Consider the following 22,202-nt stretch of genomic DNA (forward strand, 5'->3'; position numbering starts at 1 on the left):
CCCGAACAGGACCGTGAAACGACTTAGCGCCGATGATAGTGCGGATTACCCGTGTGAAAGTAGGACATTGCCAGACACCCATATAAAACGCCCGTACAGAGACCTGTACGGGCGTTTTGCTTTTACGCTGCCGGTAAAGCAGCCCACCAGCATGTTAAACTTGCTCTCTTGTCCAAATCTGGCCAGCGCTGCTGGCTGATGTGCCCCAGGAGTCACGATGTCCGGCAATTCTTTTGGTCTTCTGTTCAGTGTCAGTTCGTTTGGTGAATCCCACGGCCCGGCGATTGGCTGCGTGGTGGACGGTTGTCCTCCGGGGCTGGAGCTGACCGAGGCCGATATCCAGGCCGAACTGGATCGTCGCAAGCCTGGCACCTCCCGCCACGTTACCCAGCGTAAAGAGCCTGATACCGTCGAGATTCTCTCCGGTGTGTTCGAAGGCAAAACCACGGGTACGCCGATTGCACTATTGATCCGCAATCAGGATCAGCGTAGCCAGGACTACGGCAAGATCGCGGAAACCTTCCGCCCCGGCCACGCCGATTACACCTACTGGCACAAATACGGTATTCGCGATTATCGCGGCGGCGGTCGTTCATCCGCCCGCGAAACCGCGGTGCGCGTAGCAGCCGGCGCCATTGCCAAAAAATGGCTCAAGGAAAAATTCGGCATCCGGATTCGCGGCTACATGAGCCAGTTGGGCGAGATTGAAATCCCGTTCCTGAACTGGGATCAGGTCAGCGAAAACGCCTTCTTTGCCCCGAATAACGACATCGTGCCGCAACTGGAAGCCTATATGGACCAGATCCGCAGCGAGCGTGATTCGGTTGGTGCCCGGATCACCGTTGTGGCAGAAGGTGTGCCAGTCGGTTTGGGTGAGCCGGTGTATGACCGCCTGGATGCAGACATTGCGTATGCCATGATGGGCATCAACGCGGTGAAGGGTGTCGAAGTAGGGGCGGGCTTTGCCAGCATCGCCCAGCGTGGTTCCGAACACTGCGATGAACTGACGCCGGAAGGTTTTGCCAGCAATCATGCTGGCGGCGTGCTGGGCGGTATCTCTACCGGGCAGGATATTGTCGTCAATATGGCGGTCAAACCGACTTCCAGTATTGCGCAGGAACGTCGCTCGATCGACAAGGCGGGTAATCCGGTCATGATGGCGACCACGGGTCGTCATGATCCGTGCGTGGGTATTCGGGCAACGCCGATTGCCGAGGCCATGCTGGCTCTGGTGTTGATTGATCATGCCCTGCGTCATCGCGCGCAGTGCGCAGACGTTAAGGTAGATACGCCGCGCATTCCGGGAGCGATCGGCGGCTGAGTTGATCCCGGCAGGCTGATTGTCTTGGGGCAAACCGCATGAAATGTGTTTCCTTGCTGGTTCTGGTGCTGGCTTTGGGTGTGCTGGCAGGTTGTGCAACGAGGCCGCCGGAGTTTGTGGCGCAAGTGACCGTCCGCCATACGCTGGCCAGCGCGGTGGCGGGTAAACAGTTTGCGTTTGCACGTCCGGCCCCGCAATCGCAAAGCTTGCTGGATCAAGCCGCAGAGCAGCAGGTCGCTCATGAATTGAGCGCAGCAGGGCTGGTTGAGGCCGATAACGCGCAGCATGCAGACTGGCTGGTTGCACTTAATTACGGCGTCGATAACGGGCAGATCGTGGTCACGCAGGAACCCGTGTGGGGCACTGTGGGTTATGCCTCGTATTACGGCTGGTATCCGGGGCCATACGGCGGGCGCATGTTTGTGCCTGGCTGGTATGCCCAGCCGGGTATTGTCGGTACGCAGTCGATCCAGAGTACGGTGTACACCCGTTTTCTGACCGTGGATATTTCAGACCGGGTGCTGCTTGAACAAGGCCGCTTTGCCAAATTGTATGAAGGCAAAGCCATCAATCACTCTGAAACCCAGGATCTGGATGCGGCCTTGCCCTGGCTGACGCGCGCCTTGTTCCAGAGTTTTCCTGGTTTTTCCGGTACCACCACCACTGTGCGGCTGATCTTGCCGCAGCCTGCACCGCACTGACGCATCGGTACGTCAGATTGCGCCGGGGTGGCGCATTGCTTGAAGCAGGGTGAGGCACTTTTCGCTACAATTGCGCGAACTTTTGCCGGATACCCCCTGTGACGCCTGATCAGTATTGCGAAGACAAAGCCGCGCGTAGCGGCTCCAGCTTTTATTACAGCTTTCGTTTCCTGGCGCTGGAAAAGCGCCGCGCCATCACTGCGCTCTACGCTTTCTGTCGTGAAGTGGATGATGTCGTTGACGAAACCCACGATGAAAGCGTGGCACGCACAACACTGAACTGGTGGCGGGCCGAGGTCGACAATCTGTATGCCGGCAACCCGCAACACCCGGTGACGCGTGCTTTGCTGCCGGCGATCAAGAAATATGACCTGGCGCGTGAGCTGTTCCTGGAAATCATCGACGGCATGGAGATGGATCTGGATGCCGCGCGTTACGCCTCGTTCAAGGATCTGCAGTTGTATTGCTACCGTGTGGCTTCGGTGGTGGGCCAGATGGCCGCGCAGATCTTCGGCTACACAGATCGCAAGACACTCAAATACGCGCACGATCTGGGGCTGGCTTTTCAGCTGACCAATATCATCCGCGACGTTGGCGAAGATGCCCGTCGTGGGCGTATTTACCTGCCAGTTGATGAGCTGCAGCGCTTCAATGTGCCGGCCGCAGATATCCTCAATTTCCGTGAAACCCCCGAATTTGCCGCGCTGATGCAGTTCCAGATCGAGCGGGCTGAACACTACTACCATCAAGCCATCAGCGAGCTGCCGGCGGCAGATCGCAAAACGCAGCGCACCGGCCTTGTCATGGCCGCGATCTACCGGGCCACGCTGGAAGAAATCAAGCGCGATGGCGTGACCAAGGTGCTGAACCAGCGCCTGAGTCTGACGCCGATCCGCAAGTTGTGGCTGGCCTGGCGCACCTGGTGGTGGGGCTGAGCGCCGTTGTCGATGAGTCAGCGTTCGGTTGCCGTCATCGGTGGTGGTTATGCCGGTATGGCCGCAGCGGTTGCGGCCGCGCGGCAGGGTGCCAGGGTCAGCGTATTTGAGGCCGGCCCGGTGCTTGGTGGCCGTGCCCGGCGTATTTCCATTGATGGCCGCAGGCTGGATAACGGGCAGCATCTTTTGATTGGCGCCTACAGCGCCTTGCTGGATTTGATGCAGCAAGTGGGCGTCGATCTGGATGACGCGTTTCTGCGTACGCCACTCAATCTGAAAGTCCAGCCGGATTTTCATCTGCGTTGCCCGCGCCTGCCCGCGCCGCTGCATCTGCTGGGCGGGTTGATCGCGGTGCGCGGATTATCCTGGTCTGCTCGCGCGGCCTTGATCCGGCTGATGCTGCTCAGCCAGTTGGCCGGCTGGAAGCTCAAGTCTGATCTGACCGTCAGCGCGTGGCTGGCGCAGCATGGGCAGCCTGACGATCTGGTCGCCCGCTTCTGGCAACCGCTGACCGTGGCGGCATTGAATACCCCGATTGAAACTGCGTCGGCACAGATCCTGCTCAATGTATTGCGGGACTCTTTGGGGGGCGGGCGTGCCGCGTCTGATTTGCTGTTTCCGCGTATCGACTTTTCGGCCTTGTTCCCTGAGCCAGCAGGTGAGTACATCTGTGCGCACGGCGGCAAGGTCGAAACCGGTGTTTCTGTCACGCAACTGCGCCAGGATGCCGGCTTGTGGCAAGTTAATGACCGGACGGAGCGTTTTGATGGCGTCATCGTGGCGTTGCCGCCGCACCGGCTCGACATGCTCAACGATGAAAATGGCCAGCCGTTGCTGCCAAATGTGCTTGCTCAGATCGAACAGTGGGAATTCCAGCCGATTGTAACGCTCTACTATCAATACCCGGCCGAAACCACCTTGCCGCAACCCATGCTGGGATGCTCGGGTGGCTTGTGCCAGTGGGTGTTTGATCGCGGACAAACTCATGGCGAGGCTGGATTGATTGCGGTGGTACTCTCGGCCAAAGGCGTGCACAGTAGCTGGCCCCAGGCCGAGCTGGCCGGCCGCGTCGCGCAAGAGTTAAGCGCAACGTTTGGCTGGGGTGAGCCGATCTCGCATCGGGTGATCAGCGAGAAGCGTGCGACATTTGCCTGTACGCCAGACATGGCGCGTCCCGGCAACGCAACGCTGTTTCCGTCGCTCTGGCTGGCGGGTGACTATACGGCGCTGGATTACCCGGCGACGCTGGAAGGCGCGGTCAGAAGCGGCTTGCAGGCAACAGATGGACTATTGGCGGCACTGAACTGAAAAGGGCGGCAATATGGACTGGAAAACCTCGCAACCGGTTGCAGGCGCATTCAAAGACAGGGTGATTCTGGTGACGGGCGCCGGCCAGGGGATTGGTGAGGCGGCGGCACTGGCTTTGGCCAAAGCGGGCGCAACGGTGGTGTTGATGGGGCGGAGCGAGAAAAAGCTCGCCAAAGTCTATGACGCCATTGAAGCGGCCGGCGGCCCGCGCCCGGCAGCGGTGCCCATGGATCTGGCCAAGGCGGGTGAGGCTGAACTCGCGCAGCTGGGCATGGTACTCAGCAAGGAATTCGGCCGGCTGGATGGCATTTTGCATGCCGCCAACGGCTTTGCGCATCTCTCGCCGCTGTCCAATCAAAAGCTGGACGAATGGATGGAGCAATTTCGCGTCAACGTGGCGACCCCGTTTGCCATGACGCGCGCGTTGATGCCACTGCTGGCCGCAGCGCCAGATGCAGCGGTGCTGGTGCTGGGTGAAAGCCACGGTCTTGAGCCCAAGGCGTACTGGGGCGGTTATGCGGTGTCCAAATCTGCCCAGCAGACCTGGGTGACTATCGCGGCGGACGAGTGGGAGAAGCAGGAAAACCTGCGCATTAACCTTTTGGTGCCCGGGCCGATTCATTCGCCTTTCCGCACCAAAACACACCCGGCAGAGGCGTGGTCTACCTTGCCGCAGGTTGCAGATATCGTGCCTGCCATCCTGTATTGGCTGGGGCCGCAAAGCCGGGGCCATTCTGGGCAGGTGCTGCGGTTTGATCAGGCGGCAGAATAGAAAAATGCAATGCAAATTGCGCTGCCAAATGTAAATATTTACAGTGTTGTCTATTGGCAACAATCTGCTAGTATTACTTCCAGACTACTTGACATCTATTGCCAAGGCAGTGCCGGCTGCTCCAGCCGGTTGGGGTGAGCACCCCACATAGCGTCTCCTTCTTATTTGGCTGATGAGCCCCGTGATCAACGGGGCTTTTTTTGTCCGCAGTTCGGTTTTTGATCACCAGCGGACACCGGCGCTGATCCAGGACTGGTAAAATTGTGTGTTAACCCGCGCATAGATCCACATGGACCTGGAACACCTCTTTTCAACAGAAGGCCCGTTTGCCAAGGCATTTCCTGGCTACAAGCTACGCCAGTCCCAACTGGAGATGGCTCAGGCTGTCAAAACGGCGATCGATGAAAAGGGCCAGCTGATTGCCGAGGCCGGCACAGGCACGGGCAAAACCTTTGCCTATCTGGTGCCCGCCATTCTGGGCGGCGGCAAGGTGATCGTCTCTACCGGAACCAAAACGCTGCAAGATCAGCTGTTTCAGCGTGATATCCCGCTGGTGCGCGATGTGCTGCGGGTGCCGGTCACGGTGGCCTTGCTCAAGGGGCGCGCCAACTACGTTTGCCATTACCACCTGAACCGGGCGCGGCATGAAGGGCGGTTTTTGCGCAAGGAAGACATCGCTGACCTGCAAAAGGTCGAGCGCTACGCCAAAATCACCCAGTCTGGCGACAAGGCCGGTTGTGCCGGCGTACCGGAAGATGCCCCCATCTGGCCGCATGTGACCTCCACGCGTGACAATTGTCTGGGTACCGATTGCCCCAACCACAAAGACTGCTTTGTGCTCAAAGCCCGCAAGGAAGCGCAGGAAGCAGACGTGGTTGTGGTCAATCACCATCTGTTTTTTGCCGATGTCTGGCTGCGCGATGAAGGCGCGGGGGAATTGCTGCCCGCCTGCAACACGGTGGTGTTTGATGAAGCGCACCAGTTGCCGGACGTCGCCAGCCTGTTCTTTGGCGACACCCTGACCAGCGGCCAGTTGATCGAGATCGCCCGCGATGCGCGCAGCGAAGGTCTGGTGATTGCCAAAGACTTCGTCAAACTGCCGCAAGCGGCAGAAGCACTGGAGAAATCCGTGCGGGATTTCCGGCTGGTGTTCAAACCCGAGCCCGCGCGGTTTCCGCTGCATCAGGTCAGCGAGCTTCCAGGTTTTGCCGAAGCGCTCGCCACGATGCTCGACTGCCTGACGACCCTGCAAAGCCTGCTGGCGGCGCAGGCAGAGCGCGCCGAATCACTGGAGAACGCAGCGCGCCGTGCGCACGAGCTGCGGGAAACGCTCACCAGCTGGCAAAAGGGCGATGATGAAGAATCCGTGCACTGGATCGACATCCTCTCTCATGGCTTCATGCTCCACGCCACGCCGCTCAATATTGCCAAGGTTTTCCAGAAGCAGCTCAAGGGCCATCCGCGCGCCTGGATTTTTGCCTCCGCTACGCTGGCGGTCAATGGCAAGTTCACGCATTACCAACACGAGCTGGGCCTGTGGGACGCGCAGACCGGCACGTGGGATAGCCCGTTCGATTACAAAAAACAGGCGGTGCTGTATGTGCCGGCCAATATGCCGGAAGCCAATTCGCCGGGCTTTACCGGCAAGGTGATCGAGCAAGCCTGGCCTTTGCTCAAACTCACGCATGGCCACGCATTTTTGCTGTTTACTTCGCTGCGCGCCATGCGCGAAGCCCATGACCTGGTGACCCAGCGGCTGAAAGACGAAAAGCTGGACTGGCCCGTATTGCTGCAAGGGCAGGGCTCGCGCACCGAGCTGCTGGATCAGTTCCGCCGTTCGCCCAATGCCATCCTTGTTGCCAGCCAGACGTTCTGGGAGGGGATCGACGTGAAAGGCGAGCAGTTGTCGCTGGTGGTCATCGACAAGTTGCCGTTCTCGCCGCCTGATGACCCGGTGCTGGCCGCCCGTATCGAGCAGATGAACAAGGAAGGGCGCAGCGCCTTTGTCGAATACCAGATCCCGCACGCCGCCATTGCGCTCAAGCAAGGTGCCGGGCGTTTGATCCGTGATGAAACCGACACCGGTATTCTGATGATCTGCGACACGCGGCTGGTCGACAAACCCTATGGCAAACTCTTGTGGAAGAGCCTGCCGCCCATGTACCGTACGCGCGAACCCGATACCGTAAAACGATTCTTTGAAGCCAAACGCAACCATGCCCCGCAGCAAGACCAGTCGCCAGAACAAACCAGTTAAAACCGCGTCACCCTCCGGCCGCTTTGCCGGCTTGCTGTTGCTGACCTTGTTGATTGTGCTCATCGTGGCCGGCATTGGCGCTTATAACGCCGTCGTCGTGCCGCAGCAGGAACAAACCCCGCTTGATTTCGAGCTGGAGCCTGGCAGCACGCGCAAGGTGGCCGATCAACTTCAAGCGCAGGGCGTGATCCAGTCGCCGTTTACCTTCCGCGTGCTGGCGCGCCTGACCGGGGCCGAGCGCAAGCTCAAGGCGGGTAGTTACACCCTGACCACGCCGACCAGCTTGCTTGATCTGATCCGCAAGCTCACTGATGGCGACACTGCGATGATTTCGTTCACGGTGATCGAAGGCACCAACTGGCGCGGCCTGCGTACCGCGCTGAACAATAATCCGGACTTGCGCCATGACTCGCAGCCGATGACGGATGCCCAGTTGCTGGCCACGCTGAAGATTGATGCGTCCAGTCCGGAAGGGCAGTTCTTCCCGGATACCTACCATATTGACCGTGGCAGTTCAGACGTAAAACTGCTGGCCCGCGCCCATGAACGCATGCAAAAGAAGCTGGATGCCGCCTGGGAAAAACGCGCGCCGGATCTGACGCTGAAAACCCCGTACGAGGTGCTGATCATGGCCTCGCTGGTGGAAAAAGAGACCGGGCATGCGCCGGATCGGCCACTGGTGGCCGGGGTGTTCCTGAATCGCCTCAAGACCGGCATGCGTTTGCAGACAGACCCCAGCGTGATTTACGGCATGGGCGAGGGTTATACCGGCACCTTGCGCAAGGTGGATCTGGAAACGGACACGCCCTGGAATACCTACACCCGCGCCGGGCTGCCGCCGACCCCCATTGCCAATCCGGGTGAGGCGTCACTGCTGGCTGCAGTGCAGCCGGCCAATACGCGCGCGCTGTATTTCGTATCGCGCGGGGATGGCAGCTCGCAGTTCTCTGACAGCCTGGCTGACCACAACGCCGCCGTGCGCAAGTACATTCTGAATGCCGCCGGCAAGGCCGTTCCGGCTTCGGCAGCGCAGTAAACCTGCCCGCTTTTCAGTCGCCACCACAACGCCGCAGCGCACTTGCCTGCGGCGTTGTTGTTTTCAGACGCTTCTGTAGTTTAATTTTTAAAACTACCAAAAAACGCTTGCCTTTTATTGGTCGCCAGGCAAAAATCTCGTTCAGGTTTTGCGTTGCAACAACCGGTGGTTATCGGGTTAAGTTGACCTTCTGATACTGTTAAACCCGTATCAAAGCGTTTGAAAGTGGCGGTATTGCTGGATGTTCGGCCTTTTCTGGCTTGAATGCATAAAGTGATAAAGCCCTTGATCAAGCCCGCCGCAGGAATGCTGGCAACGTTGAATTCGCATCGATCGCAAACAAACGATCGATTTTTTTGGATTTTGGTGTGTAGCTGTTTATTTCTGGCTACAGACCTTCCGGTTCGGTCCTGATCAAAAATCGGCACTTGAACCTGTTTGAATCCGGGTGAGAAGGCGGTGGTATTGCCGGTTTGCCTTGATGACGTTTTGACTGTTTCCTGTCCTACCGATTCTGGCTTGGCACGGCCGAATCGGGAATTCAGAGCCACAACCTGTAGCAGGTTGTGGCTTTTTTTTATGCTGCGGCCAGTGTCACGGCGACCATTAAAAAAGCCCGCTGAACGCGGGCTTTTTTGGGGTGGTGCTGTGTTGCCGGGCAGATTACTGAATACCGCCCTTGGCGTGAAAGCTGCGTTCCAGTTTGTGAACGCCTGCGGCCATCACCATGGTCAGCGCCAGGTAGACCAGCGAGATGGTGATATAAGGCTCCCAAAAACGCGAATAGACCCCAGAAACAGTGCGGGCTGCGTAGGCCAGCTCGGTCAGGCCGATGACCGAGACCAGTGAGCTATCCTTGAGCAGCATAATCGCTTCGTTGCCTAGCGGAGGGAGCATGCGGCGGAAGGCCTGCGGAATCACAACAAAACGCATTGTCTGCCAGTAGTTCATGCCTAGCGAGCGAGATGCTTCGGTCTGGCCACGCGCAATAGACTGAATACCGGCGCGGAAAATCTCGGTAATGTACGCGCCGGCATTGAGTGTCAGCGCCACGAGGCCTGACATGAATGCACCGTAGTCCTGGCGCAGGGTGACGGCAAGGTCGCCGCTGATCAACAGACCGTCGTTGGGGTGAACCAGCAGCGGCATGACCGCAAAATGAATGAGCAAAATTTGTACAAAAAGCGGAGTGCCACGAAAGAATGTCACGTAGACGGTAGCCGGCCAGCGGGCAAAGAGGCGCAAGGGCCACTTCCATGGGCCGTGGGTGACATTGCTGGACAAGCGCGCCATACCGGTAAACAGACCGATGAGCGTGCCAAAGATCACGGAGAACACAGTGATAACCAGCGTCATCTTTGTACCGTCGATGAACATCTGGCGGTATTCCCAGATCATCTGCAGCCTGACGTTTTCCAGTGGAGGGAGCGCATGCTGTGCCTGGTCCCAGAATTGATTGAAATCCATATGTCTCGTATCCGGTTCAGGCTGCCAGGTTGATTGAAAAGCGGTTCAGATTAAACAGATGTTGCATGTTTCGGACTGCAAATTTCGCGTTTGAAGCAAATGGGCGGGTACGCATGAAAAGAAGCGCAAACGGCACGCCGTTGCGCTTCTTGTCGTGTTGTCCGGGACAAACCAGACGGGCTTACTTGGCGCCGAAATACTTCTTGTAGATCTTGTCGTAGGTACCATCAGCCTTGATGGCCTTGATACCGGTGTTGATCTTGGCCAGCAGATCCTTGTTGCCCTTCTTCACGGCATAGCCGTAGTACTCTTTGGCAAAGCTGCTGTCATCCACCACCTTCAGCTTGGCGCCCTTGTTGTTGGCCACGTAGTTGATCACTACGCCATTATCGGCCACCACGGCATCCACGCCGCCGGACAACAGTTCCTGAATGGCCAGCGGGGTCGATTCAAAACGCTTGATGTTCGGGCTGGTTTTGCCTTGCAGCTTCTGCACCACTTCATCACCCGTAGTGCCGGTTTGCACGGCCACTTTCAGGTTCTTCAGATCGGCAAACTTGGTGACCTTGCTCGATGCCGAGACGGCGATCATCTGCTTGGCTTCAAAGTAGGGCTCAGAGAAATCCATCGACTGCTTGCGCTCGTCGGTAATGGTCACGGCCGAGCTGACGATATCGCGGTCGCCCGTGGACAGCGTGGCGAAAATGCCTTCCCACGGGGTATTGATGAACTTGACGTCAAAACCGCCTTTGGCGGCGACAGCCTTGAGTACGTCCACGTCGAAGCCGACCACTTCTTTCTTGTCGTTCATGGATTCGAACGGGGCGTAAGAAGCATCGGTCGCCACCTGGTAAGTCTTGCCAGCGGCAAAGACCGGGCTGGCCAGGATGACGGAGGCGGTGAGGGCAGCAAACAGCTTGCCAAACTTGTTCTGCATGGTGGAATACTCCTGGTAAGGCCGGGTTGGTTTTTGGTTTCCAGTCACTTTATAAGGCAGCCCTGGCGAGGATATCGCCGCGGCGCGCCCGGTTCTCTACAGCACGCTTCGGGTAGCGAGCGTATTGGCGGCCGATGTCTGCTGCAATCAGGATATTCCCTTGACGCGGTGCAGACTCTGCATGGGCCAATGCGCTTGATTAAAGCAATATTTTGACCAGCATGCAGTCTTGCAGCCCGCGTTGTGGCGCGTTTGCCGTAATTCTTTTCCCTGATGTGAGTGTATGAAAACCTGGCTAATCCGCTACATCCAGGCTGTTTGCTGCTGAGATGCGCTACGCAAGCCAGGGGATGCCTGCCGGGGAGGGGGTCTGGCCTGGATCAATGAGCCTGGTTGCCCTATTCTGGTGCGCTGGTTGGTGCACGCCGCCCAAATAAAAAGCCGCCCCGAAGGGCGGCTTTTTATCGAACCAGGATCAAACCCGCTGCTTATTCGTTGCGGGTTTCTATCTGGACCAGCGGCGCATCACTGTGCTCGGAAGCCGGGGCTTCAGTGGCAGCGTTACGACGCGTACGGACTTCTTCTGCCGGTGCGGCAACGGCGGTCTCTGCTGCGGCGCTGGCTGCAGTTTCGACTTGTTGCAGCGGCTCGGCAGCAGCAGCCTCGTTCTGGCGCGGCTGGCTGTCGCGGCGACGGCGGCGGGTCGGTGCGGCCGGTGCTTGCGCAGTCGCCGGCTCGGACGACAGGTCCTGACGGGTTGCCACCAGAACCAGACCGACTTCTTCCGGCGTAGCCACTTCCAGTACCGGCGCGGCAACAGGAGCCGGTGCAGCAGCGGGTGCAGGTGCCGCAGCCGGTGCAGCCACTTCGGCCTTGGCCGGTTGGGCTTCATCGAACAGACCAGGCTGCAGGGCCGGGGTTGCGGCAACGACTTCAGCCACGGTCACGACCGGTGCCGGTGCTTCTGCAACGACGGGTGCCGGTGCCGGCGCAGGTGCCGGAGCAGCCTCAACCGCTGCTGCCGGGGCGGCAGCCTTGCTGGCCAGTACGGTCACAACCGTGCCGGACTGGGGTTGTACCGCTTCAGCAACCACCGGGGCCGGTGCGGCAACCGGAGCTGGCGCAGGCGCAGCGACAGGAGCAGGTTCGGCGGCAACGGTTTCTGCCACTTGCGGTTGTACTTCAGCTGCAGCGGCCGTTGCGGTGACGGTAGCGGCGCTGATGGCAGCGGCCCAGTCACTTTGCTCGATGCTTGCAGCGGCCGGTGCAACTTGTTCAACCGGTGCGGCTTCGGCAACAACGGCTTGCTCGCTACCGGCTTCTACCGTGTTTTCAGTCGCTGCGTTCTCGTTGCGATCGCGGCGATCACGACGGCCGCGACGACGACGGCTACGGCCTTCGCCGGCTTCCGGTGCTGCAGCTTGCTCGCCAGCGGCACCTTCAACCGGTGCAACGGCTTGCTGGATGACTTCTTTCTCTTCCGCTGCAACCACAGGCTTGGGTTGACGTTCACGTTCCTGACGCGGTGCGCGTTCACGCGGCTGGCGCGGCTCTTGCGCTTGCTGCTCGGTACGCTCGGCGCGTTCCGGACGCTCTGCGCGCTCGGCCTGCTGACGTTCGCCACGCTCACCACGGTTACGCTCGTTGCGCTGCTCCTGACGGGCTGCGCGGGCGCTCATGTCTTCTTCGATACGCGGCTTGCTGCTGCTGCCACCGCGGCGCTCGTTCTGCGGACGCTCGGCATTGCGGTCTTCACGCTCGGCGCGCTGACCACGTTCGTTGCGTTCACCACGTTCGCCATTGCGATCACGACGGCCGCCCTGGCGGTTGTCGTTGCGCTCGTTACGGGCGCCACGCTGGCCGCCCTGACCTTGACCCTGGCGCTTGGCCGGTTGCGGGGCCGGTTCTTCCACCGCCGGCGTGCCGGCGAAGAACTTGACGATGCGGCTCCACAGGCTCGGGCCGGTAGCGGTTGCTGCCGCCGGGGCCGGTGCGGCTTCGCGCTGGGCGGAAACCGGTGCCGGCTGGGCCGGGGTAATCCCCTTGACCGCGGCTTCCTGGCGCTTGGCCATTTCTTCGCGGGCCTGGCCTGGCTGGTAGCCTTCTTCCGGCGGTGTTTCCACCATGCGGTAAGACGGCAGGGCTTCGTCGCTGTGGTTCAGATCATCGTGACGCAGGCGCACCACGCTGTAGTTCGGCGTTTCCAGGTTGATGTTGGGGATCAGCACCACGTTTACTTTCAGGCGCGATTCCAGCGTAAAGAGTTCAGTACGCTTTTCGTTCAACAGGAAGGTGGCGACATCGACCGGCACCTGCGCGTGGATCGCGCCGGTGTTTTCCTTCATGGCCTCTTCCTGGATGATGCGCAGGATGTTCAGGGCCGAGGATTCGGTGCCGCGGATAAAGCCCGTGCCATGGCAGCGCGGGCAGGCGATATGGGTGGTTTCTTCCAGCGACGGTTGCAGGCGCTGGCGAGACAGTTCCATCAAACCAAAGCGGCTGATCTTGCCGGTCTGCACGCGGGCACGGTCAAAATGCAGCGCCTCGCGCAGGCGGTTTTCCACCTCGCGCTGGTTCTTCGGGTTCTCCATGTCGATGAAGTCGATGACGATCAGGCCGCCGACGTCACGCAGACGCAGCTGGCGGGCGATTTCATCGGCCGCTTCCAGGTTGGTGCGGGCGGCGGTTTCCTCGATGTCCGAGCCTTTGGTGGCGCGGGCCGAGTTCACGTCGATGGAGTAGAGCGCTTCGGTCTTGTCGATCACGATCGCGCCGCCGGACGGCAGCGTTACTTCACGCGCAAAGGCGGTTTCGATCTGGTGTTCGATCTGGAAGCGGGAGAACAGCGGAACGTCGTCCTGGTACAGCTTGACGCGGTTCACGTTACCCGGCATCACGTGGCTCATGAACTGGCGGGCTTGTTCGTAGATGTCGGCCTTGTCGATCAGCAACTCGCCGATATCCGGCTGGAAGTAATCGCGGATGGCACGGATCACGAGGCTGGATTCCTGATAGATCAGGAATGCACCGCTGCCGCCGGCTGCGCCTTCAATGGCACGCCACAGTTGCAAGAGGTAGTTCAGATCCCACTGCAGTTCTTCGGCGCTGCGGCCAATGGCGGCAGTACGCGCGATCAGGCTCATGCCCTGCGGGGTTTCCAGCTGGTCCAGTACGGCGCGCAGCTCCTGGCGCTCGTCACCCTCGATGCGGCGCGAAACACCACCGCCACGCGGGTTGTTCGGCATCAGCACAAGGTAACGGCCGGCCAGACTGATGTAGGTGGTGAGGGCTGCGCCCTTGTTGCCGCGCTCGTCCTTTTCAACCTGGACGATCAGCTCCTGGCCTTCGCGCAGCGCGTCACCGGGGCGAACCCGGCCGCCTTCGCTGCCGTCAGCGTAATAAGAGCGGGCAATTTCCTTGAAGGGAAGAAAGCCGTGGCGTTCACAGCCGTAATCTACAAAGCAGGCTTCGAGGCTAGGCTCGATGCGGGTAATGACACCCTTGTAGATGTTGGACTTGCGTTGTTCCTTGCCGACGGTTTCGATATCGAGATCGATCAGCTTCTGGCCGTCGACAATCGCAACGCGCAGCTCTTCGGCCTGCGTTGCATTGAACAGCATGCGTTTCATTTAAAATGGCTCCCGCACGCACTCGCACGGCGGAAACCCGGGGCAACAACGCCCTCAGTCCGTCAATCAGGACGCCATATCCATCGGCACCGGTTGTAAGTCGGGGCCAGGCGGTTAGTGAGCGGAACAGTGTGGGGCGTGTGCAATCTCCATGATGAAAGCGTCCGCTTCTGGCAGGCGCCGGAAAAGACCGGGTATTGGGTATAGCGCAAGCTTTGGTGGAGCTTGCGGTTAATAACCTTGTGAGTGCGTGGTTCTAATAAACTGCGTTTTTGTCGCTGCTTGGGGCCGCTCAGGACCATCCCGGCGGTGCTGGATGTCAGGGGTGTCTCGAAATCCGGAGTCGTAAGCTGTACACTCCGTCTCTTTGCCCGTGACATCACCATCTGCGCCGGCTTAGGCCGTCAAAGCGGTGAATCGGCTGCATTCATAGCGGTGAGCGAGCATTAACCGCTTCCCAATACCAAGACCAAACGTGCACGTCAGGCGATTCCCGCGCTGCATTTCGTGTTTTCCGACCAGTGTCGGCACAGGAAACGGTACGATGAATGTACGGCGGGAAGGTGATCGCCAGCGTATGCAGGGCGTCGATCAAAGAACGGGATTAGCGTTGCAGCGAGGCCTCGCGGGCAAAGGGCCGGCGAGTGTCACATCAATGTCATGCTGCAACGTGTCACAGAGTATAAGTCAATATGTCTCAGACTAGCAAAGCGTCTGTCAACTTTATCGAAATTACCTCCGAGCAAGCCGGACAGCGCCTTGATAACTTCTTGTTGCGCGAGCTCAAAGGTGTGCCAAAAAGCCGCGTTTACAAGATTATTCGCGGTGGCGAAGTGCGCGTGAACAAAGGCCGCGTCGATGTCACTTACCGCCTGGAAACCGGCGATGTGGTGCGGGTGCCACCGGTACGCATGGCCGAGGCCCCGGACATCGCGCCGGCGCAGGCTGCCGCCCAGCGCATTGATCTGCCCATCTTGTTTGAAGACGATGCCATGCTGGCCATCAACAAGCCGGCCGGTCTGGCGGTGCATGGCGGTTCCGGCGTGAACTTTGGCGTGATTGAACTGTTGCGCGCGCAACGGCCGGATGCGAAATTCCTGGAACTGGTCCACCGGCTGGACCGGGAGACCTCGGGCATTTTGATGGTCGCCAAAAAACGCAGCGCGCTCGTCAAACTGCACGACATGCTGCGCGACAACCACAATATCGATAAGCGCTATCTGGCGATGGTGGCCGGCGTCTGGCCGGATGACAAACGCCACGTGCGCTTCAAACTGTTCAAGTACCACACCCCGGAAGGCGAGCGGCGTGTACGCGTGGCGGCAGACGGGCAAGAGGCGCATACCATCGTGTATCGCCGGCGGGTAGGGGAGCAGTATTCGCTGGTGGAGTGCGAACTCAAGACCGGGCGCACGCACCAGATCCGCGTGCACCTGGCCTCGTCGGGCTTTCCGATTCTGGGCGATGAGAAATACGGCGATTTTGCGCTTAACAAGCAACTGCCCAAAGAAGGGCTCAAGCGCATGTTCCTGCATGCCTGGCAGTTGACGCTGGCGCACCCGATCTCTGGCGACGAGTTGAAAATTGAAGCGCCGTTGCCGACCGAGCTGGCCCAGTTTGTTGAAGCCACCACCCAGGCGCGCAAGACGGCCAGTTCTGCGGCTCAGGGCAAGCCCGCGCGCGGTTGAGTTCCACTCTTTTCAGTCTGTCATCTGGATACACAGGGTTTTGCATGCGTCAGGATTTTGATTTGCTGGTGTTCGACTGGGATGGCACCTTGATGGATTCCACCGGAACCATCACCCGCGCCATCCAGCGCGCCTTTGCCGATGCCGGCTTGCCTGTGCCCGAGCAGGAAAAGGCCGCTTATGTGATCGGCTACGGTTTGAAAGAGGCAATGCAGTATCTGGCGCCCGAGGCTGATGACGCCGCCGTGGCGCGGATTGTGGAGGCCTATAAACATCACTATCTGGCCGAAGACGGGCAACTGGTGCTGTTTGATGGCGTGACCGAGGCATTGCCGAAGTTTCGCGAGGCCGGCTATATGCTGGCTGTGGCGACCGGTAAATCACGCGTCGGCTTGAATCGCGCGCTGGGCACCACCGGCCTGGGCGACCTGTTTGAAGTGACACGCACGGCCGACGAAGCGTTTTCCAAGCCGCACCCGGCCATGCTGGAATACATTCTGGATTACACCGGCGTGGTACCCAAACGCGCCATCATGATCGGTGATACCACGCATGATCTGCAGATAGGCCTGAATGCAGGCACGGCGACACTGTCGCTGGGCTGTGGCGCGCATCCGTCCGCCGCTTTGCAGGCGTTGAACCCGCTGGCGCACTTTGACCGTTTTGCTGACCTGGCCACATGGATACTGAACAAGGCATGACCGACGCGATGACCGAGCAGGAAATCTGCGACAGCACCACGCTGGCAGAACGGGGCCTGGGCCAGCGCTTCCAGGTGCAATGGCGCGGTGAAGCGCGCGAAGCGTTTGCGGTCCGTTTTGGCGGCCGGGTGTATGCGTACCTGAATTCCTGCGCGCACATTCCCATTGAGCTTGATTATCAGCCTGGTGATTTCTTCGATCTGAGTCACAACTTTCTTGTTTGCGCCACGCACGGTGCCTACTATGCGCCAGAGAGCGGTCTGTGTCTGGGTGGCCCGTGTCCGGGTCGCAGCCTGGAATCCGTGCCGGTCACCGAGCATGACGGCAAGATATACTGGCTGGCGCCCGCCGTCGGGCCGGTAGTACAACAAGACTGAACCCGGTAGCTGAAGGCCGGCCGGTGCCAGACCGTGGCGCCGCATAACCACAATATCCAGTATCTACAAAGAGAAGCGCATCATGGAACAACAACCCTGGGAGCGTCAGGTCCTGACGGACTTGCTGCAAGCCGGTTTGAAAGAGCAACGCCGTGCCCGTCGCTGGAACATCTTTTTCCGCTTGCTGGGTTTTGGCATCGTGCTGCTGGTCATTGCCACCGCGATGGGCTGGTTTGGCGGCAAAGAGCTGGAAAGCGTCTCGGCCGGGCCGCATACCGCCATGGTCAGCATGAGCGGTGAAATCGCCGCCGACGGCGAAGCCAATATCGAAAACGTGCTTGATGGTGTCACTGCCGCGTATGACGACAAAAACACCAAGGCCGTGATCCTCAATTTCAATAGTCCGGGTGGCAGCCCGGTGCAGGCCGGCCAGTTGCATGACGAACTGCTGCGCCTCAAGGCCAAATATCCGTCGATCCCGCTGTACGTGGTGATTAGCGATATCTGCGCCTCCGGTTGCTATTACGCTGCCGTGGCTGCAGACAAGATCTACGCCGACAAGGCATCCATGGTGGGCTCGATCGGCGTGCTGATGGATGGTTTCGGCTTTACCGGTACCATGGAAAAACTCGGGGTTGAGCGTCGCTTGCTCACTGCTGGCGCCAACAAGGGTTTTCTTGATCCGTATTCGCCGCTGAACGCCGCACAAAAGGGCAAGGCGCAAGCCATGCTTGATGAAATCCACCAGCAGTTTATTGATACCGTGAAGGCCGGGCGCGGTAAAAAGCTGGCGCTGGATAACCCGGATCTGTTCTCTGGCCTGGTGTGGACCGGCAGCACCGGCATCAAGCTGGGGCTGGTCGATGCGCTGGGTTCGGTCGACAGTGTGGCGCGCGATGTGGTGAAGGCGCCTGATGTGATCGACTTTACGCCGCAGCCCGGTTATTTTGATCGCTTCGCCCGCCGTATTGGCGTGGCAGCGGCAACACAGCTGGGCAGCCAGCTCAAGCTGTCTATTCACTGATCAGAACTGATCCGGCAACGAGGGCGGGGCGATGGCACGCAAAAAGCGCGAGGAGGAGCACGAAAACCACGAACGCTGGCTGGTTTCGTACGCGGACTTCATGACGCTGCTGTTTGCGTTTTTTGTGGTGATGTACGCCATCTCCTCGGTCAACGAAGGCAAGTACCGCGTGTTGTCCGACTCGCTGGTCAATGCCTTCCAGAACAACAACGCCAAGCCCTCGGTGGGCACGGCGCCGCAAGGCAAGCAGGTGATTGCGCCCATCGTCGCTCACCCCGAAAGCGCGCCCAAAGCGCCGGAAAACAACAAGCTGGAAGAACAGGCCAAGCGCATGAGCGGCATGGCCGATGACCTGCGCGCCGCGCTGGGCCCGCTGATCCAGCAAGGTAAAGTCCGGGTGACGCAATCGGCCCGCGGCATTGCGGTTGAAATCAGCGATAGCGTGCTGTTTGATACCGCCAAGGCCGATCTGCAGAACACCTCCGCCACCGCCTTGCGTGCTGTGGCCCAGCGTTTGACCAGCACGGACAATCTGATCCAGGTGCAGGGTAATACCGACAACCAGCCGATCAAGTCAACCCAGTATCCGTCCAACTGGGAGCTTTCCGCCGCGCGCGCGGCCTCGGTGGTGCGGCTGTTTGCCGATACCGGCATCGCGCCGGAACGCATGGTGGCCATGGGTTATGGCGAGTACCGCCCGGTTGAATCCAACGACACGCCGGATGGCCGAGCGCGCAACCGCCGCGTGACCATCAACATCCTGGCGGATAACCGCGACGATGTGTCGGTGCTGACGGCGTCGCAGCCGCAGCCAGCGCACTGAGGCCGCCATGGCCTCTGTCTTTTTGCGCGATCCGCATGTGGTCTGGCGTACCACGCAACTGCTCTATCGCAACGCGCGGCTGGCCCAGGTCACCAGCCTGATCAATGCCAGTTGCCTGGCGTTTGCGCTGCGCATGGATGTCTCTAACACCGTGTTGCTGGTCTGGTGGACTTCCATGGCGCTGATCCTGCTGGGGCGCTTGTGGCTGGCAGAGCGCTTTCGTGTTGCCAGGCCGCGGCCCAATCAGGTGCTCAAGTGGCGTTACCGCTATTTCTTTGGCGTGATGCTCAGTGGCGTGGGCTGGGGCGTGGGCTGCTTGTGGTTTGGCATGAATGTGTCCGAAACCGCGCGTTTCTTCATTGCCTTGTTGCTGAGCGGGATGGCCGCCGGCTCGCTCCCCATTCTGGCGCCGTCGCAATGGGCGTTGCGCACTTATGTTGGTTTGTTGACGCTGCCGATGCTGATCTTCGCCGTGGTGCATCCGGGCCGCTTTGGCGCCATGTTCGCAGTCTTGCTGCTGGTGTTTATCTTCACCTTGCTGCGCAGCGCCGGCGAGTACCACCACGTGCTGATCGAAACCATCGGGCTGGACCAGGAAAAGGCGCGGCTGCTGGCTGATCTGAAAAGCGCGACGCAAGATCTGGAGCGCAGCGCGCGGGCCAAAGACGAGTTCCTGGCCGCCATCAGCCATGAAATCCGTACGCCCATGAACGGCATTCTGGGGATGGCGCAGTTGCTGGCCAGCCAGCCGCTGCCGGGTTCACAACGTGAACAGGTCGAGATCATCCGCGCCTCAACCGATGCCTTGCTGGCCCAGATCAATGGCGTGCTGGATTATTCGCGCATTGAAGCCGGCCGGCTGGAACTGGCGCCGGCGCCGTTCTCTCCCCAGCAATTGCTTGATGACCTGCAGCGCATGTTTTTGCCGCAAGCGCAGGCGCAGGGTTTGCAGTTTTCCTGCCACCTTGGCGAGGACGTGCCGCCCGCGTTGCTGGGTGATGTCACGCGGCTGAAGCAGGTGCTGGTCAACCTGGTCGGTAATTCGCTCAAGTTCACCCGCCAGGGCGAAATCCGCATTGGTCTGAACCTGCGGGACCGGCTGGATGACCGGCTGATCATCTTGTGTTCGGTCAGCGATACCGGCCCTGGCGTGCCTCAGGACCGGCGCGAGGCCATCTTTTTGCCCTACACCCAGGCCGATAACCGGGTGGCATTGCAATACGGCGGTAGTGGCCTTGGGTTGACGATTTCCCGCCGACTGGTGGGGTTGATGGGCGGGCAGTTGTGGGTGGAAGACAACCCCGCTGGCGGCAGTATCTTTGCGTTTTCTGCCCAGTTGACGGTCAGCCAGGTGCCGCTGGCCCCGCCAGAACCGGTGGCCTTGCCGGCGCATGCCCTGCAGGTGCTGGTAGTGGATGACAACGCGGTCAATTGTCTTGTGGCGCGGCGTTTTCTGGAAAAACTGGGGCATCAGGTCACCGTGGCGCACGACGGGGATGCCGCGCTGGAGCGCGTGATGGAGCAGGCGTTTGACCTGATCCTGATGGATGTACAGATGCCGGTCATGGACGGGCTGACCGCCGCCTGGCATATCCGCCAGCTGGAGCGGGAAACCGGCGCGCGGCCCATCCGTATCGTCGCCCTGAGTGCCAACACTTCAGAGGCTGATCGCGAAGCCTGCATGGTAGCCGGCATGGATGACTTCCTGGAAAAACCGGTGCGCCAGGTGGAACTGGCCGCGCTGATCGGGCGGCTTTAAGCACCACAGCGCTTACGAGCCGGTTCCGCCACCCAGTGCCTGCATCAGCGCCGCAGAATCAGCCAGCCGGTCTGCCCGGGCGGTGATTTCATCCAGCGCGCTTTGTTGTTGCTGGCGCTGGCTGTCGAGCAATTGCAGCATGCTCACGCCGCCCGCCGAATAACGTGAGCGGGTGGTCTGCAAAATGGCGTCGTTTTCTGCCCGCACCTGGTTGCGCGCGGCCAGCGTGCCGCTATCGGTATCGATGGCGGTCAGGGCATCGGCCACTTGCTGCAGGCCCGTCAGCACGGTTTGCTGGTACGCAGCCGTGGCGCCTTGCCAGGCGGCCTCGGCGCCGCGTTTTCTGGCTTGCAGTTCACCGCCATGAAACAGCGGCTGCATCAAGCCCAGCCCGATATTCCACACATTGAGCCCATTGGTCAGATCGTGCGCGCCCGTGCGCTCGGAACCCGCACTGCCAGACAAGGTAAGTTGCGGATACAGATTGGCTGTCGCCACGCCGACTTGCGCGCTGGCCTGATGCAGCAAGGCTTCTGCCGCGCGGATATCCGGCCGCTGGCGCGCCATGGCGGAGGGCACCGTCAGCGGCAGATTGGCGGGCAGGGTGATCTCCTTCAGGTCAATATCCGTATCGGCCAGCTGCGATGGCGGCACGCCAAGGTACACCGCCAGTTGGTGCGCCAGTTGTCCGGCCTGCTTTTGCAGCGGCGGCAACGCCGCCTGGGTCTGGGCGATCAGCGCGGCCTGGTTGTGCACATCCAGCCTGGCCACACCGCCGGCGCCCAGCCGCTGTTGCATGATCTGCAATTGCTGTTGCTGCGTGGCAAGCAGCTGCCGCGTGGTGTCGATCTGCGTGTGCACAGCGGCCAGCCGGATCGCCGCGGTGACAACGTTGCCCGCCACCGCCAGCCGCGCAGCCTGCAGCTCGAACGCCTGGTAATCCACCGTCGCACTCAGCGCTTCCAGTTGGCGCCGGTTGGCCCCGAACAGGTCAAACGTATACGCCACGTTCAGCGACACGTTGTACAGGTTGAAGGGCGGCGGGCTGGGCACATTGGTAATGCCAAAGGCGGCCAGGTCGATCTTCTGGCGCTGCGCACCCACTTTCAGATCGACTTGCGGGTATTCGGTGGCGCCGGTTTCGGCATTGAGTTGCTCTTGCGCCTGGCGCAGGCTGGCTTCGGCCTGGCGCAGACTCTGGTTGTGGGCCAGTGCCTGATCCACCCAGTCGTTGATGCGCGCTGAGCCAAACAAGGTCCACCAGCGCTCTGGCGCAGCATCGGCGTTGACCAGTTGCTGGCGGGCGCCGTCGGCCGCGGGCATGCTGGCAGCCGGTGGTGTGGTGCTCCACTGGTTAGTGGCGGGGGCGGCCGGGGTTTTGAAGTCAGGCCCGACCGCGCAAGCGCCCAGCGTACTGGCCAGCGTGATAAGACAAAGACGTGGCAAAAAGCGGGATGTGGTCATGAT

General features: G+C 60.2%; 18 protein-coding genes. 13 read left to right on the plus strand and 5 right to left on the minus strand.

What is annotated here, in order from left to right; translation table 11 throughout:
* Positions 1–217 precede the first annotated feature (217 nt).
* From aroC to mltG, 7 genes are all read left to right on the plus strand, one after another.
* Positions 218–1,321 (plus strand): chorismate synthase, encoded by a 1,104-nt coding sequence (gene aroC, locus IEX57_RS00005; RefSeq protein WP_188701058.1) that lies wholly within the window; start codon positions 218–220, stop codon positions 1,319–1,321.
* Positions 1,322–1,359: 38 nt separating this feature from the next.
* Complete coding sequence (locus IEX57_RS00010; RefSeq protein ID WP_188701061.1) at positions 1,360–2,022, plus strand: DUF4136 domain-containing protein; 663 nt, start codon at positions 1,360–1,362, stop codon at positions 2,020–2,022.
* A 98-nt stretch (positions 2,023–2,120) separates the two neighbouring features.
* Positions 2,121–2,957: a presqualene diphosphate synthase HpnD gene (hpnD, locus tag IEX57_RS00015; protein WP_188701063.1), complete on the plus strand. Its 837-nt coding sequence runs from the start codon at positions 2,121–2,123 to the stop codon at positions 2,955–2,957.
* A gap of 12 nt (positions 2,958–2,969) precedes the next feature.
* Positions 2,970–4,265 carry a hydroxysqualene dehydroxylase HpnE gene (gene hpnE, locus IEX57_RS00020; protein ID WP_188701065.1) on the plus strand — a complete coding sequence of 432 codons (1,296 nt, stop codon included), beginning with the start codon at positions 2,970–2,972 and terminating at the stop codon, positions 4,263–4,265.
* 13 nt (positions 4,266–4,278) lie between these two features.
* On the plus strand, positions 4,279–5,037 hold the full coding sequence (locus tag IEX57_RS00025; RefSeq protein ID WP_188701067.1) for an SDR family NAD(P)-dependent oxidoreductase: 759 nt from the start codon (positions 4,279–4,281) through the stop codon (positions 5,035–5,037).
* Between the two features lie 289 nt (positions 5,038–5,326).
* Positions 5,327–7,294, plus strand: coding sequence for a DNA repair helicase YoaA (gene yoaA / locus IEX57_RS00030; protein WP_188701069.1), 1,968 nt, complete (start codon positions 5,327–5,329; stop codon positions 7,292–7,294).
* Complete coding sequence (mltG, locus tag IEX57_RS00035) at positions 7,254–8,330, plus strand: endolytic transglycosylase MltG (RefSeq protein WP_188701071.1); 1,077 nt, start codon at positions 7,254–7,256, stop codon at positions 8,328–8,330. The genes yoaA and mltG overlap by 41 nt, the downstream gene beginning before the upstream one ends.
* Before the next feature lie 80 nt (positions 8,331–8,410).
* Here mltG and IEX57_RS00040 read toward each other — a convergent pair whose 3' ends face one another.
* From IEX57_RS00040 to IEX57_RS00055, 4 genes are all read right to left on the minus strand, one after another.
* Positions 8,411–8,881 (minus strand): hypothetical protein, encoded by a 471-nt coding sequence (locus tag IEX57_RS00040; protein ID WP_188701073.1) that lies wholly within the window; start codon positions 8,879–8,881, stop codon positions 8,411–8,413.
* 112 nt (positions 8,882–8,993) lie between these two features.
* On the minus strand, positions 8,994–9,797 hold the full coding sequence (locus IEX57_RS00045) for an amino acid ABC transporter permease (RefSeq protein ID WP_188701075.1): 804 nt from the start codon (positions 9,795–9,797) through the stop codon (positions 8,994–8,996).
* Between the two features lie 181 nt (positions 9,798–9,978).
* Positions 9,979–10,734, minus strand: a complete 756-nt coding sequence (locus IEX57_RS00050; RefSeq protein WP_188701077.1) for a basic amino acid ABC transporter substrate-binding protein — start codon at positions 10,732–10,734, stop codon at positions 9,979–9,981.
* A gap of 488 nt (positions 10,735–11,222) precedes the next feature.
* Positions 11,223–14,363, minus strand: coding sequence for an Rne/Rng family ribonuclease (locus tag IEX57_RS00055; protein ID WP_188701079.1), 3,141 nt, complete (start codon positions 14,361–14,363; stop codon positions 11,223–11,225).
* Positions 14,364–15,055: 692 nt separating this feature from the next.
* Here IEX57_RS00055 and IEX57_RS00060 point away from each other — a divergent pair.
* From IEX57_RS00060 to IEX57_RS00085, 6 genes are all read left to right on the plus strand, one after another.
* A complete protein-coding gene (locus tag IEX57_RS00060; protein WP_188701081.1) occupies positions 15,056–16,051 on the plus strand; it encodes an RluA family pseudouridine synthase in 996 nt (331 codons plus the stop codon).
* Between the two features lie 44 nt (positions 16,052–16,095).
* Complete coding sequence (locus tag IEX57_RS00065; RefSeq protein WP_188701083.1) at positions 16,096–16,752, plus strand: HAD-IA family hydrolase; 657 nt, start codon at positions 16,096–16,098, stop codon at positions 16,750–16,752.
* Positions 16,731–17,129 carry a Rieske (2Fe-2S) protein gene (locus tag IEX57_RS00070; protein WP_229708488.1) on the plus strand — a complete coding sequence of 133 codons (399 nt, stop codon included), beginning with the start codon at positions 16,731–16,733 and terminating at the stop codon, positions 17,127–17,129. The genes IEX57_RS00065 and IEX57_RS00070 overlap by 22 nt, the downstream gene beginning before the upstream one ends.
* An 82-nt stretch (positions 17,130–17,211) precedes the next feature.
* Positions 17,212–18,153, plus strand: a complete 942-nt coding sequence (locus IEX57_RS00075) for a S49 family peptidase (RefSeq protein ID WP_188701085.1) — start codon at positions 17,212–17,214, stop codon at positions 18,151–18,153.
* Between the two features lie 31 nt (positions 18,154–18,184).
* Complete coding sequence (gene motD / locus IEX57_RS00080) at positions 18,185–18,976, plus strand: flagellar motor protein MotD (RefSeq protein ID WP_188701086.1); 792 nt, start codon at positions 18,185–18,187, stop codon at positions 18,974–18,976.
* Between the two features lie 7 nt (positions 18,977–18,983).
* Positions 18,984–20,735: a response regulator gene (locus IEX57_RS00085; protein ID WP_188701088.1), complete on the plus strand. Its 1,752-nt coding sequence runs from the start codon at positions 18,984–18,986 to the stop codon at positions 20,733–20,735.
* Positions 20,736–20,747: 12 nt separating this feature from the next.
* On the opposite strand, the gene IEX57_RS00090 is transcribed toward IEX57_RS00085, so the two are convergent.
* Positions 20,748–22,199 carry an efflux transporter outer membrane subunit gene (locus tag IEX57_RS00090; protein ID WP_188701090.1) on the minus strand — a complete coding sequence of 484 codons (1,452 nt, stop codon included), beginning with the start codon at positions 22,197–22,199 and terminating at the stop codon, positions 20,748–20,750.
* Between the last annotated feature and the right edge of the window lie 3 nt (positions 22,200–22,202).

Origin of the sequence: Silvimonas iriomotensis (genome assembly GCF_014645535.1) — a bacterium.
In the GTDB taxonomy this organism is placed as follows: Bacteria; Pseudomonadota; Gammaproteobacteria; order Burkholderiales; family Chitinibacteraceae; genus Silvimonas; species Silvimonas iriomotensis.

What these genes read in the sequence shown, in the direction of transcription:
- aroC (WP_188701058.1), top strand. Translation starts at nt 218, where the DNA reads ATGTCCGGCAATTCTTTTGGTCTTCTGTTCAGTGTCAGTTCGTTTGGT.
- IEX57_RS00010 (WP_188701061.1), top strand. Translation starts at nt 1,360, where the DNA reads ATGAAATGTGTTTCCTTGCTGGTTCTGGTGCTGGCTTTGGGTGTGCTG.
- hpnE (WP_188701065.1), top strand. Translation starts at nt 2,970, where the DNA reads ATGAGTCAGCGTTCGGTTGCCGTCATCGGTGGTGGTTATGCCGGTATG.
- IEX57_RS00025 (WP_188701067.1), top strand. Translation starts at nt 4,279, where the DNA reads ATGGACTGGAAAACCTCGCAACCGGTTGCAGGCGCATTCAAAGACAGG.
- yoaA (WP_188701069.1), top strand. Translation starts at nt 5,327, where the DNA reads ATGGACCTGGAACACCTCTTTTCAACAGAAGGCCCGTTTGCCAAGGCA.
- mltG (WP_188701071.1), top strand. Translation starts at nt 7,254, where the DNA reads ATGCCCCGCAGCAAGACCAGTCGCCAGAACAAACCAGTTAAAACCGCG.
- IEX57_RS00045 (WP_188701075.1), bottom strand. Translation starts at nt 9,797, where the DNA reads ATGGATTTCAATCAATTCTGGGACCAGGCACAGCATGCGCTCCCTCCA.
- IEX57_RS00050 (WP_188701077.1), bottom strand. Translation starts at nt 10,734, where the DNA reads ATGCAGAACAAGTTTGGCAAGCTGTTTGCTGCCCTCACCGCCTCCGTC.
- IEX57_RS00055 (WP_188701079.1), bottom strand. Translation starts at nt 14,363, where the DNA reads ATGAAACGCATGCTGTTCAATGCAACGCAGGCCGAAGAGCTGCGCGTT.
- IEX57_RS00060 (WP_188701081.1), top strand. Translation starts at nt 15,056, where the DNA reads ATGTCTCAGACTAGCAAAGCGTCTGTCAACTTTATCGAAATTACCTCC.
- IEX57_RS00065 (WP_188701083.1), top strand. Translation starts at nt 16,096, where the DNA reads ATGCGTCAGGATTTTGATTTGCTGGTGTTCGACTGGGATGGCACCTTG.
- IEX57_RS00070 (WP_229708488.1), top strand. Translation starts at nt 16,731, where the DNA reads ATGGATACTGAACAAGGCATGACCGACGCGATGACCGAGCAGGAAATC.
- IEX57_RS00075 (WP_188701085.1), top strand. Translation starts at nt 17,212, where the DNA reads ATGGAACAACAACCCTGGGAGCGTCAGGTCCTGACGGACTTGCTGCAA.
- motD (WP_188701086.1), top strand. Translation starts at nt 18,185, where the DNA reads ATGGCACGCAAAAAGCGCGAGGAGGAGCACGAAAACCACGAACGCTGG.
- IEX57_RS00085 (WP_188701088.1), top strand. Translation starts at nt 18,984, where the DNA reads ATGGCCTCTGTCTTTTTGCGCGATCCGCATGTGGTCTGGCGTACCACG.
- IEX57_RS00090 (WP_188701090.1), bottom strand. Translation starts at nt 22,199, where the DNA reads ATGACCACATCCCGCTTTTTGCCACGTCTTTGTCTTATCACGCTGGCC.